Genomic DNA, 12,408 nt, shown 5'->3' with positions numbered 1-12,408 from the left:
GCTGTTCGGAAACTAACCAAGTGTTCGACAGAGTCAATCAGTTGGGAGTGAGCCATGAGTTATGCATGGGCGATCGTGGTGGCCGGAGTGGTCGGCACCATCGCAACGATCTGTGTGATGTTGTTCCGCGGTGCCACCACCGCCGCCATCGCGGCTGTGTTCGGAACCGTATGGACCACTTGGGTTTTCGCGAGCGCGAGCCTCGCGAGCGCCGACGTGTTCCGATTCGCGCCGGCGAAAGTCGAACCGTGGCTGGCCTTGGCGATGATCGTGCCACTGGTCGCGGTATTGCTGGCGACCCGGATACCTGCTGCATCCCGAATCCTCGATCAACCGGACACCCAGTGGTGGCTGACCGTCGCGCAGATCTTCCGGGTGGAGGGTGCCGCCTTCCTGGTGGTCATGGCACTGGGAGACCTGCCGGCCGGATTCGCACTGCCCGCCGGATTGGGCGATATCGCAACCGGTTTCGGTGCCATCTTCGTCGCCCGCGGCCTTCGGCGAGGCAATGTCAACCGCCGGTTGGTCTGGTTCAACGTCCTGGGCCTGCTCGACCTGGTGGTCGCGACCGCGCTCGGCGTCACCGCGGCACCCGGACTCGCCCACGTGCTGCAGTTGTCGCCATCGACCGCGCAGATCGCACTGCTGCCGCTCGTCCTGATTCCGACCACCCTGGTACCCCTTGCCGCGGCGCTGCACATCGTGTCGTTGCGCAGGCTTGCCGCATCCGCACCCACGAAATCCCAGTCGATCCTGATTGGAGCCTGACGTGACCACGACCATCCCGCACCAGGTCAATCGCTTCGTGATCGACACCGATGACACGTTCGACGGTCTGCGACGCAGATTCGAAACCCTGGTACCCACAATCGATTTCGCTGAGCTGACGGACGTCATCGAATCCGGCGACCTGGCTGCCGTACAGCGCTACACCGCGGCGCACGCACCGCACTCGTTCGTCAACTTCTGGGTGTTCGATCCGACGCCGATGATGGCTCTGGCCGGCAATCCGAATCGTGCGGTCACCTACATGGTCGGCAACAACGTCATCGCCGAAACCATGTTCCGTCACGACCCCGGCGTGATGCTGTACGCGCCGCTGCGGACGGCGATCTACGAAGATGGTCACGGCGGCGTCCATCTGAGCATCGATCAGCCGTCGAGCAGGTTCGCCAGCTTCGGTGATCCGCAGATCGCGGCAGTGGGACGGCAGCTCGATCACAAGCTCGCGGACCTGCTGAGGCTGCTGGGTGCGACAGTTCCTCCCGAGCTCCTGTGACCGCGTGTACCGACCGTGACACCGGGTATGCGCTGTGTGTGAATACGACACCACCGATAACTCCCATGGATACCGTGGCCGAAGTCGCCGCTCGTCTGCGCGTGGATTCCATTCGTTCCAGTACCAGCGCGGGATCCGGTCATCCCACGTCGAGCATGTCGGCCGCGGACCTCGTCGCCGTCCTGATCGCCCGCCATCTGCGCTACGAGTGGCGCGATCCGGCCGCCGTGACCAACGACCATCTCATCTTCTCGAAGGGGCACGCGTCGCCGCTGCTGTATTCGGCCTTCGCAGCCGTCGGTGCGATCACCGACGAAGAGTTGATCGACGGCTACCGCCGGTTCGGGCAGCGCCTGCAGGGCCATCCCACACCGGTGTTGCCGTGGGTGGACGTTGCGACGGGCTCGCTCGGCCAGGGGCTGCCGGACGGCGTCGGGCTCGCTCTGGCCGGGAAATACCTCGATGGCCTCTCCTACCGGATCTGGGTGCTGTGTGGTGACAGCGAGATGGCCGAAGGCTCCATGTGGGAAGCACTCGACAAGGCGTCCTACTACAAACTGGACAACCTGGTCGCCCTCATCGATGTGAACAGGCTGGGACAGCGCGGCCCCACGGACCTGGGCTGGAATGTCGCTGCCTACGAGCGGCGCTGTCAGGCTTTCGGCGCCCGGACACTCGTCATCGACGGCCACGACCTCACTGCGATCGATGACGCGATGGCCAGCGTGGCCGCTCCCGACGCCGTGGACCGACCGACGGTCATCATCGCCAAAACCATCAAGGGCAAGGGTTTTTCGGAGGTGGAGGACAGCCCGGACTGGCACGGCAAACCGTTCCCGGACGACATGGCACAACGGGCCATCGCCGAACTCGGCGGGCAGCGCCGGGTGATAGTGCGTGGCCCCACCCCGCCGACGCCTCAGCCGGGCGACGGCTGGGGATCGATCGATCCGATACCCACGCCGACCTATCCACTCGGCGACGCCGTCGCCACGCGCAAGGCATATGGCGATGCGCTGGTATCTGTCGGCAGTCGCAATCGTCACGTGGTCGCCCTCGACGGTGAGGTCGGAAATTCCACCCACGCAGGCGAATTCGCGCGGGCATTCCCCGACCGCTACTTCGAGATGTTCATCGCCGAACAGCAGATGGTGGCCGCGGCCACCGGCCTGAGCGTCCGCGGATACATCCCGTTCGCCTCCACGTTCGCCGCGTTCCTCACGCGCGCCTACGACTTCATCCGGATGGGCGCGATCTCGGACGCGAACGTGAAACTTGTTGGTTCCCATGCCGGTGTCGAAATCGGCGCGGACGGCCCGTCACAGATGGCACTCGAGGATCTGGCGATAATGCGCGCCGTCCACGATGCCGTCGTGCTGTATCCGAGTGATGCCACGAGCACCGCCGCCTTGGTGCAGTCGATGGCCGAGACCCCTGGAATCTGTTACCTGCGCACCACGCGCGGCGCCTACCCGGTGCTGTACGACGCCACCGAGGAGTTTCCGGTGGGCGGAGCCAAGCTCTTGCGCGTATCCGATAGCGACGACGTCACGCTGATCGGCGCCGGCGTGACGGTCCACGAATGCCTCAGCGCCGCAAACCAACTCGCCGGCGAAGGCATCACCGCGCGGGTCATCGACTGCTACTCGATCAAACCGATGGACGCAGCCACCGTGGCGGCAGCGGTCGGCGCCACGGGTGGGCGCGTCGTCATCGCCGAGGACCACCACCCCGAGGGCGGTCTCGGATCGGCGGTTCTCGATGCGCTCGTCGCGCACGATGTTGCCGAGATTCGCCTCGCGCATCTGGCAGTCCGCGGGATGCCCGGGTCGGGTACGGCACGCGAGCTGCTTGCGTGGGCGGGCATCGACGCGGACCACATCCGGGAAGCCGCGACGATGTTGATCGCCAAGAGCGTGGTCGACAGCACGCTGCGCTGAAGTTCGGGCTTGCGACAATGGGACACATGGTCGAGCAGAGCCTGTGGATGCAGAAAGTCGAAGCCGATCCCGGCCACTCGCAGTGGTACATCGATCGCTTCCGGGCGCTGGCCCAGGCCGGTGAGGACCTGGTCGGCGAAGCGCGCCTGATCGACGCGATGGCCTCCCGTGGTGCCCGGATCCTCGATGCCGGTTGCGGCCCCGGCCGGGTCGGTGGCTACCTGGCCGCGGCCGGGCACGACGTGGTCGGAGTGGATGTCGACCCCGCCCTCATCGCCGCCGCCGAACAGGATCACCCGGGACCCCGCTGGCTGGTGGGCGACCTTGCCGAGCTCGACCTGCCGGCGCGCGGCATCCCCGAGCCGTTCGACCTCATCGTGTCAGCCGGCAACGTGATGACCTTCGTCGCCCCGAGTACCCGCGTGCAGGTGCTGTCCCGGCTTCGCGCCCACCTGGCCGACGACGGCCGCGTGGTCATCGGTTTCGGTGCGGGCCGCGACTATCCATTCAACGAGTTCTTCCAGGACGCCAGCCAGGCCGGCCTCACTCCGGATCTGCTGCTGTCCACCTGGGATCTGCGGGTGTTCAGCGACAAATCCGACTTCTTGGTCGCAGTCCTCATCCCGATCCCGCCCGGGTAGCGTGGCACCGGTGAACTTCTCCCGCGTGTCTTCCTCCGTTGCACTGACAGCCTGCGCCGCATCACTCGCCGTCGCCCTCACCGCCTGCGGCTCTGATGCCAAACCGGCTGCCACCACGACGCAGGCGCCGCTGGTCACCACGACGCCGACGCCCGTCACCGCCCTGGACAACTCGTCGACCGCGGCCGCCCGGTCGTGCCCGATGGCAGAGGGACAGGGTGGCGCGCCCGAGTGGACGCTGAACGGCACCACCGGCAGCGTCGCCGTCACCGGATCCACCGACACCACCGCCCCCGTCGTCTCGGTCAAGGGGCCGTTCAGCGTCAACCAGACCCAGGTGCAGACCCTCAAGGCCGGTACCGGTCCCGTCGTCCCCGAAACCGCGACGGTCTCCGTCTGCTACGCGGGCTTCAACGGCCGCGACGGCTCGAAGTTCGACAGCGCCTACGATCGCGGCGCCCCGGCGACCTTCTCGCTCATGCGCGTCGTGCCCGGCTTCCAGAAGGCCATCGCCGGCCAGAAGGTCGGCTCCACCGTCGCAGTCGCGATGACCTCCGCGGACGGATACCCCGACGGCCAGCCCAGCGCCGGCATCGAAAAGGGCGACTCGCTGGTCTTCGCGATCAAGATCCTCGACGTGTCGAACTGATCTTCACGCTGCGGCTTCGCGGCGAACCTGTTATCAAGAACATCGTTCATCGTTACCGCGAAACACCGTCGAGCAAAGGCGGCCCGGCCTCCATTGACGCAACAATAGGAATGTTGATCAGGAGGTCGCCGCTGCCGCGACGGGAGGACATATGCGCAGCTCAGTCGCCACGGTCACCGTTGTCGTGGTTGGTGCTCTGACCGCCGGATGTGGCAGTACCCCAGGTACGGCCGTACCGGTCAGCACCCCACCGATGGTGGCCCGGCCACTGGTCGAACGCGAACTCGACGGGCTGCTGCTCAACCCCGACCAGGTGAATGCGGTCATGGGTTCGTCGGCGATGACCGTCCTCAACGCGCAGACGACCATGTCGGACAACAGCAGCACGATGGCGCCGCCGGAATGCCTCGTCATCGATGGTGCGGCCGAGGCGGCCGTGTACGCGGGCAGCGGCTTCTGGGCCGAGCGCGAGCAGAGCATGAACGACGGAGACAAGTTCACGCACTACCTGAAGCAGGCCGTGGTGCTGTTCCCCACGCAGGACAAGGCACAGGAGTTCTTCAGCGCGTCGGCGCAGCAGTGGCCGGCGTGCACGCAGTACGAGCACACCCAAAGTCAGACGCAATGGTCCGTCGGACCGATCACCAATGCGCACGACACTCTCAGCGCACTCTACACACAACAAGAAGCGGCCGCACCCGGATGGGCGTGCGGCCGCGCCTTGGCTCACAAGAACAACGTCATCATCGACATCAACACCTGCAGTGCCAATCCGGCGGACACGGCGGTACAGATCGCCAACCAGATCGGCACCAACGTCGCAGCGCGATGGTGACGGCAGCGGTCAACCGCCGTTGGTGACCGGGTTCGACGTCAGCGGGATGAAGCCGTCGTTGATCCAGACACCCCACCGGCCACCCCAGGCTGAGGTCCACACGACGGGCTGACCGTCCCAGACCTCAGCCGGCTTCTTCGGGGCCCACGGCGGGACCTCCTCGCCCAGCCCGGGCGCCGGTGGCGGCGGCTGCGCGGCGGCCAACGGCATCCCGAAGCCGAGCGCGGCCGCGGCGAGCGAGCCCGCGACAGCTGCGGCAGACAAGGTCTTCTTGATCGAGGTCATGCACATGCTCCCGTCGACTGCGATTACTTAGCGTATGTAATCACATTACGCCGACCGCTCAGTGCGACGGGGTGGGCACGAAGCCGGACGCCGGCGGCGGTGGCGCCTCAGGAGCTCCGGGGACCGGAGTCACCGGAGCCGAACCCGGCTTGGGGTCGTAATACCCAGGCGGTGGCGGGCCGTTGAGCGGGTAGTAACCCGGAGGCAGCGGGGGTCCACCGGTCTTGGGTCCGGTGTCGACGATGGGGTTCGACGACGCCGGATCCGTCAGCGAGATGAAGCCCGGGGGCAGTTTGGGGGCCGGCCCGGCACCTGCCGGAACTCCGCTGCCGCCGCCGTCCTCGGGCACCATGGTGAGCTCTTCGAGCGGATTGCCGCTGTGGAACGTGTGCCAGAGGTCCCGGATGTAGCCGAATTGGCCCGGTGTGTTGCCCGCACCGTACTGCGGGTTCTGGATCTCAGGCACCGTCGGTGGACCTATCGGCGGCGGGGCCGCGGGGCCGCTGGGAGCGCCTGCGGCCTCGAGGACCGGCTGGCCGGGCGGTGGTGTCGTCGGTGTGGCGGGGTCCGCCGCAGCCGCGCCGGCCGTGGCGAGTGCGCCGGCCAGCAGAATGCCGCCGACGATCACCGGCGGCTGGAAACGCTGTCGCTCGGTCTTCAAATGCTCGTCCGTCCTTTCCGGCGTCCGTAACGGGTCAGGCTATCGCGTGCGACGGGGTCCGTCATCTCGTTCGGACCTGCAATGCGCGATAGGCCGATCGGATCTCGTCGACCCGCGCCGCAGCGATCCCCCACGGGTTCTCGACGCCGACGCGCTGGTCCAGATCCCAGAGCACGCAATCTTCGTCGGGACCGGCGACCTTTTCCCAGGCGATCACCGTCCGCCGGAGCTGCTCGTGCATGGGCTCGACCGCGGCTCCGGCCGGTGCGCCACCCTCGGGGTGATGGTGCAGGAATTGACCGTAGGCCGCGTCGCAGAACGCCGAATACCTTGCGGTACACAGGATCAGGCCGTGCCAGGCCTCATCGACGGCGTGCGACGGCATACCGATCACCTGACCGTCTCGCATCGCCGCACCGCAGCACCGCAACCACTGCCGCAGGCCCTCCTCGACGAGATCCCGTGGCTCCCAAGGACAGGTCTTGTACACCGCAGGCGGCAATTCGAGATCTGCCACGGCAGTGTTCATCTGGTCGAGCGGTCCCTGGCGCTTGAATCGCACCCTGCAACTGTAGGTTGCCTCCGGCCTTCCCAGCGGCGCAACGCCAGCCGGCATGGTTCTTCGAGCAGCGCGTAACTGACCGCCGCGAGCGCCAGCCCGAACGTCGTCGTCAGCACCATCACCACCGGCAGCGCCCCCGGAAACGCCGTCTGGCCGACCATGGCGAGCACCATGTCCAGTGCAGCGAGGTGCCACAGGAACAGGCCGTACGACCAACGGCCGAGCGTCACCATCGGCGCACTGCCCAACACCCGGTGCCGGGTGTCCGGGGTATCCAGAACCAGCGGCGCGAGAAGCGCGCCGGCGACAACGGCGCCAAGTGCGGTCCGCGCGATGAACTGGCCGAGGGTGGCGTGCTGGTGTGCGGCGGGCATGGCGATCGGCGATGCCGCGAGCAGGAACGCCGCGACCGCGACGATCATCAACATGGTCGGTTGCCGGGCCAACTGATGCAGCCAGCCGTAGGGCCGGAACATCCACTCCGCCAACAACATCCCAACCGCGAACCATGAGGCGTAGGCCGGCAACCACGTCAGCGGATTGGCCCCGTGGTACGCGGGAATCGGCAGGTACCCCCAGCCGAAACTGAGCAGGGCTACTCCCGTGATCACCGGAACCCGCAGCCGCAGCGGCAATTTGGCGGCCAGGAGCGCCAGGAGAGGTAGGACAAGGTAGAACGCCATCTCGACCGAGAGGCTCCACATCTGCGTCAGCCCGGCGATCAACGTCTTCGGTACGAAGACCTGCGTGAGGGTCAGGTTGGCGATCCACACCGCCCGGTCCGCGCTGCGTGCGTCGGGCAGCAAGGTCAGCACCACGACCACCGTCAACAGATAGGCCGGCATGATCCGGACGAGCCGTGACCGGTAGTACGGCGCCACCTCGGGATCGGGCCGCAACCCGTGCGCCGCGGCGACATGGCGCCGCCACAGCAGAAAACCCGACAGCGCGAAGAACACGGCCACCGACAGGTCGAACCGGGCAAGCAACCGGCCGACGACACCGTCGGTGTAGCCGGTCTGCAATGCCACATGCGTGAGCACCACACCCAGTGCCGCCGCGGCCCGCAGCCCCTCCACCGCGGGCAGGAACCCACGGGTTCCGCTCACGGGCTCGGGGGCAGCGACGCTCATGCGGGTCAGTTTGCCAGCCGAGTCAGCTCAGCATGCCGGCATCCACCACCCGGATCACCGGCGCGCCGTCCTCGTCGGACGCGGCCAGGTCGACCTCCACGTCGATACCCCAGTCGTGGTCGCGGGCGGGATCGTCCAGGATCTGGCGGACGCGCCAGACACCTGGCGCGCGGTCGAAGATCAGCAGGGCGGGCCCGCGGGCGTCCGCGCCGGTGCCGATGTCGTCGTGCTCGTCAAAGTACTGCTCCCCCACGGCTTCCCAGCGCTCCGCTGTCCACCCGGATCCCCCGTCGAGGGCGCCGAGATCGTCCCAGCGGCGGCGGGCCACCAACTCCACGCGCCGGAACAGGGCGTTGCGAACCATCGCGGTGAACGCCCGCTCGTTGCCGGTCAGCGGCCGCACCGGCGCCATGACCGCCACCTCGTCGACCTGATCGGCACTGGTCAACTGCTCCCATTCGTCGAGCAGGCTCGAATCCACCTGGCGCACAAGCTCACCCAGCCACTCGACGATATCGGTGAGCTCGTCGGTGCGGGCGGCGGCCGGCACCCCGGACCGCAGCGCCTTGAACGCATCGGACAGGTAGCGCAGCACCGCGCCCTCGGTGCGGGTCAGACCGTAGGCACTGACGTACTCCTTGAACGTCAGTCCCTGCTCCCACATCTCGCGCACGACAGACTTCGGCGCCGGATGCCCGTCGGCCGCCCACGGATTGCTGCGGCAGTACACCTCGAAGCAGTGGGTCAGCAGTTCGTCGAGCGGCCGCGGGTAGGTGATGTCGTCGAGCAGTTCGATGCGCTCGTCGTACTCGATGCCCTCGGCCTTCATGGCGGCGACGGCCTCGCCCCGGGCCTTCTTCAACTGGGCGGCCAGGATCTGCCGGGGATCCTCGAGCGTCGCCTCGATAACCGAAACCACGTCGCGCGCAAACGTTTCCGACTCCGGGTCGAGCAGCTCGACGGCCGCCAGCGCGAACGTCGACAGCGGCTGGTTCAAGGCGAAGTCCGGTGGCAGGTCGACGGTGAGGCGGTACCGGCGCCCGTCCGGTTCGGGTTCGGCCAGGCGTTCCAGCACCCCGGCCTGCAGCAGCGAACGCGCGATACCGACTGCCTCGCGGATGTGCCGCAACTGCCGCTTGCGCGGTTCGTGATTCTCGCTGAGCAACCGGCGCATGGCCAGGCAGGGATCACCGGGACGGTCGACGACGTCGAGGATCATGGCCGTGGACACCCGCATGTTGCTCGTGAGTGCCTCGGGTGCCGCCTCGACCAGTCGGTTCATCGTGTTTTCGCCCCAGGGCACCATGCCCTCGGGGGCCTTGCGGCGCACCAGCTTTCGGCGCTTCTTGGGATCGTCGGCGACCTTGGCGAACTGCTTGAGGTTCTCCACCTCGTGCTCGGGGGCCTGGACCACGACGGTGCCCGCGGTGTCGTAGCCGGCCCGTCCGGCACGGCCCGCGATCTGATGGAACTCGCGGGCATTGAGCAGGCGGGTGCGGGTGCCGTCGTACTTCGACAGTGCCGAGAACACCACGGTGCGGATCGGCACGTTGATGCCCACGCCGAGGGTGTCGGTGCCGCAGATGACCTTCAGCAACCCCGCTTGGGCCAGCTGCTCCACCAGCCGCCGGTACTTGGGCAGCATGCCGGCGTGGTGTACCCCGATGCCGTGACGGACCAACCGCGACAGCGTCGAGCCGAACGCCGTCGTGAAGCGGAAACCGCCGATGTGATCGGCGATGGCCGCCTTCTCCTCCTTGGTGCTCACGTTGACGCTCATCAACGCCTGCGCGCGCTCCAGCGCCGCGGCCTGGGTGAAGTGCACGACGTAGATGGGCGACTGCTTGGTCTGCAACAGGTCCGCGATGGTCTCGTGCATCGCGGTGGTGGCGTAGCTGTAGAACAGCGGCACCGGTCGCTCGGCACCGGCCACCAGCGCCGTCGGGCGGCCGGTGCGCCGGGTCAGGTCCTCGCGCAGAACCGTGACGTCGCCCAGCGTCGCCGACATCAACAGGAACTGGGCTTTCGGCAGTTCGAGCAGCGGCACCTGCCAGGCCCAGCCGCGGTCGGGGTCGCCGTAGAAATGGAACTCGTCCATCACCACCAGGCCGATGTCGGCGTCGGCACCTTCGCGAAGCGCGATGTTCGCAAGGATCTCGGCCGTGCACGCGATGATCGGGGCTCCGGCGTTGACCGCCGCGTCGCCGGTGAGCATGCCGACATTGGCGGCGCCGAAGACGTCGCACAGCGCGAAGAACTTCTCACTGACCAGGGCCTTGATCGGCGCGGTGTAGTAGCTGCGCCGGTTCAATGCCAGCGCGAAGTACACCCCGCCCGTGGCGACCAGCGACTTGCCGGAACCGGTGGGTGTCGCCAGCACCACGTTGGCGCCGCTGACCAGTTCGATGAGCGCTTCCTCCTGCGCCGGATACAGCGTCGTGCCCGCCGCCTCGGCCCACGCGGCGAACGACGCCAGCAGTTCGTCGGGATCAGCGCCCGTGGCGCGCAGTGCGGACAGGTCGGCGGGGTCGTCCAAGAGTTCCATCGTGGCCTCCAGCCTGCCCGATCACCGGACGCGCGTCTGCGGCGGGCAGGGTGCGCGCAGGCAAGATGGCAACGTGACGTGGTTGATCCCCGACGCGCTCATCGTGGCGCTGTCCCCGATGGCCGTGCTGCCGCCCGTGCTGCTCCTGCTGTACTCGGACCGGCCGCGAAGCACCGGTCTGACGTACCTGGGTGGCTGGTTGGCCGGGATGACGCTCGTCATCAGCGCGGTGGTGTTGGTGTCACCGGTCGGTCGGTCGCACGCCGCCGCGACCAGTTCGCGATTGCAGTTCGGCATCGGTGTCCTCCTGATCGGGCTCGGCGTCGTCGCGTGGTTGCGGCGCAAGCACTATGCGCAGGCGACGGGCTGGCTCACCCGGCTGCAGTCGGCGTCACCCGTGGTCACCGGTGTCACGGGGTTCGTGTTCTCCGTCGCAAACCCGAAGTTCATCCTGGCGTGCATCGCCGGTGGGGTGGCCATCGATGCCCTACTGACCGAGCCTGTCGAAAAGGCCACCGCCATCAACTATTTCGTGCTGATCGCCGGATGCACCACCGCCGCGCCGATCATCGCCCATCTGGTGGCGTCCCGGTTTGCCGAGAAGGGCCTGGAGCGGATGCGCCACTGGGTGCAGGAGCACACCGCAGCGATCACCGCGGTGACGCTGACGGCGGTCGGGGCGCTCCTGGTCGTGGTGGCGGGAATCCCCACTGCCGCTGCCGATCAGGTGGTCAAGCTCCGCCCTGTGGTCCTCCAACAGTTGGACCACGACCCCGCTGCCTACACCGAGGGCATGTTCGTCGACGGCACGACGCTCTACGAGAGCACCGGTCTCACCGGGAAATCCGCACTGCGCGAAATCGATGCCACCACGGGCCAGTTGCGCCGCACCGTGCCGCTGCCGCCGGACTACTTCGGTGAGGGCATCGCCGACGCCGGCACACACCTGTGGCAACTGACCTACGACAACGGCGTGGCGATCGAGTGGGACAAGGCCACGCTGTCCGTGCTCCGCGAGGTCCCCCTCGACGGACAGGGCTGGGGCCTGTGCCGCGCCGGCGACCGGCTGATCCGCAGTGACGGATCCTCCGTGCTGCGCATCCACGGTCTCGACGACATGCGCGAAACCGGGACCATGGCCGTGACCTACGACGGGGTTCCGGTGTCAGGGCTCAACAGCCTCGACTGCACCGGCAACCGGATCTGGGCCAACGTGTTCCCCACCGACCAGATCATCGAGATCGACGCCACCACCGGCGTCGTCACGGCCGTCGTGTACGCCACCGGCCTGCGCGAGCCGGGCTGGCACGGCGGGGCCGGGGTACTCAACGGCATCGCGCATCTCGGCGGGGCAGCCGGCAACGGGCAGTTCCTGGTCACGGGAAAGTACTGGCCGGCGGTGTACCGGGTGCGCTTCGAACCGGCCATCGACGCGGAAATTCAGGTGCGCTGACCCGCCGGCGGGTGTGACGATCAGCGCCATGCCGAGTTCACTGGTCGAGGTCCGCCGTCAGTACAGCCGGGCCGACGAGGTCGCCATCATCGACGCCGTGCACGATGCGCTGGTCGCCGCGTTCCAGATACCGGTCGGCGACAAGCATGTCCGGCTGCTGGTCCATGAGCCGCACCGGGTTTCGTACTCGCCGCATCTCGAACACCCCGAGCGGTACACCTTGGTGACCATCGACTGCTTCGCCGGCCGCTCGGTGGACGCCAAGCGCGCGCTGTACCGCGAGATCGTCGAGCGCCTCGGCGCCTTCGACATTCCGGCCGACCACATCACGATCCTGCTGCGCGAGAGCGCCCTCGAGAACTGGGGTATCCGCGGCGGACAGGCCGCCTGCGACGTGAACCTCGGGTTCGATGTGAATGTCTGAT

At 67.5% G+C, this 12,408-nt stretch carries 13 protein-coding genes; 8 read left to right on the top strand and 5 right to left on the bottom strand.

From position 1 onward, the window contains the following. Positions 1 to 54 precede the first annotated feature (54 nt). The 6 genes from EB75_RS13170 to EB75_RS13145 all read left to right on the top strand — a co-directional run bounded on the left by EB75_RS13170 (position 55) and on the right by EB75_RS13145 (position 5,344). Positions 55 to 768 carry a DUF8737 domain-containing protein gene (locus EB75_RS13170; RefSeq protein ID WP_073695816.1) on the top strand — a complete coding sequence of 238 codons (714 nt, stop codon included), beginning with the start codon at positions 55 to 57 and terminating at the stop codon, positions 766 to 768. Between the two features lies 1 nt (position 769). Further along, complete coding sequence (locus tag EB75_RS13165) at positions 770 to 1,279, top strand: DUF302 domain-containing protein (protein ID WP_073695815.1); 510 nt, start codon at positions 770 to 772, stop codon at positions 1,277 to 1,279. A gap of 65 nt (positions 1,280 to 1,344) precedes the next feature. After that, positions 1,345 to 3,219: a transketolase gene (locus EB75_RS13160; RefSeq protein ID WP_073695814.1), complete on the top strand. Its 1,875-nt coding sequence runs from the start codon at positions 1,345 to 1,347 to the stop codon at positions 3,217 to 3,219. Positions 3,220 to 3,245: 26 nt separating this feature from the next. Further along, positions 3,246 to 3,860, top strand: a complete 615-nt coding sequence (locus EB75_RS13155) for a class I SAM-dependent methyltransferase (protein WP_073695880.1) — start codon at positions 3,246 to 3,248, stop codon at positions 3,858 to 3,860. A gap of 25 nt (positions 3,861 to 3,885) precedes the next feature. Next, entirely contained in the window at positions 3,886 to 4,509 is a 624-nt protein-coding gene (locus EB75_RS13150; protein ID WP_073695881.1) for an FKBP-type peptidyl-prolyl cis-trans isomerase, read from the top strand. A 151-nt stretch (positions 4,510 to 4,660) separates the two neighbouring features. Next, positions 4,661 to 5,344: a sensor domain-containing protein gene (locus tag EB75_RS13145; protein ID WP_073695813.1), complete on the top strand. Its 684-nt coding sequence runs from the start codon at positions 4,661 to 4,663 to the stop codon at positions 5,342 to 5,344. Positions 5,345 to 5,353: 9 nt separating this feature from the next. Here EB75_RS13145 and EB75_RS13140 read toward each other — a convergent pair whose 3' ends face one another. The 5 genes from EB75_RS13140 to EB75_RS13120 form a co-directional block, all read right to left on the bottom strand. Next, positions 5,354 to 5,629, bottom strand: coding sequence for a hypothetical protein (locus EB75_RS13140; RefSeq protein WP_174557662.1), 276 nt, complete (start codon positions 5,627 to 5,629; stop codon positions 5,354 to 5,356). Between the two features lie 58 nt (positions 5,630 to 5,687). Continuing rightward, positions 5,688 to 6,290, bottom strand: a complete 603-nt coding sequence (locus tag EB75_RS13135; protein ID WP_286150178.1) for a hypothetical protein — start codon at positions 6,288 to 6,290, stop codon at positions 5,688 to 5,690. A gap of 61 nt (positions 6,291 to 6,351) precedes the next feature. Beyond that, positions 6,352 to 6,852 (bottom strand): UCP032817 domain-containing protein, encoded by a 501-nt coding sequence (locus EB75_RS13130; RefSeq protein WP_083612223.1) that lies wholly within the window; start codon positions 6,850 to 6,852, stop codon positions 6,352 to 6,354. Continuing rightward, entirely contained in the window at positions 6,816 to 7,985 is a 1,170-nt protein-coding gene (locus EB75_RS13125) for an acyltransferase family protein (RefSeq protein WP_073695811.1), read from the bottom strand. The genes EB75_RS13130 and EB75_RS13125 overlap by 37 nt, the downstream gene beginning before the upstream one ends. Before the next feature lie 22 nt (positions 7,986 to 8,007). Beyond that, on the bottom strand, positions 8,008 to 10,530 hold the full coding sequence (locus EB75_RS13120; protein ID WP_073695810.1) for a DEAD/DEAH box helicase: 2,523 nt from the start codon (positions 10,528 to 10,530) through the stop codon (positions 8,008 to 8,010). Between the two features lie 73 nt (positions 10,531 to 10,603). Between EB75_RS13120 and EB75_RS29690 the strand changes: the two genes are divergently transcribed. Next, entirely contained in the window at positions 10,604 to 11,983 is a 1,380-nt protein-coding gene (locus EB75_RS29690) for a glutaminyl-peptide cyclotransferase (protein WP_217267696.1), read from the top strand. A 28-nt stretch (positions 11,984 to 12,011) separates the two neighbouring features. After that, complete coding sequence (locus EB75_RS13110) at positions 12,012 to 12,407, top strand: tautomerase family protein (protein WP_073695876.1); 396 nt, start codon at positions 12,012 to 12,014, stop codon at positions 12,405 to 12,407. Position 12,408 lies beyond the last annotated feature (1 nt).

The organism is Mycobacterium sp. ST-F2, assembly GCF_001905655.1.
Taxonomy (GTDB): Bacteria; Actinomycetota; Actinomycetes; order Mycobacteriales; family Mycobacteriaceae; genus Mycobacterium.
Note: the sequence above shows the minus strand (reverse complement) of the source record. Positions and strands in the feature narration are given on the sequence as shown.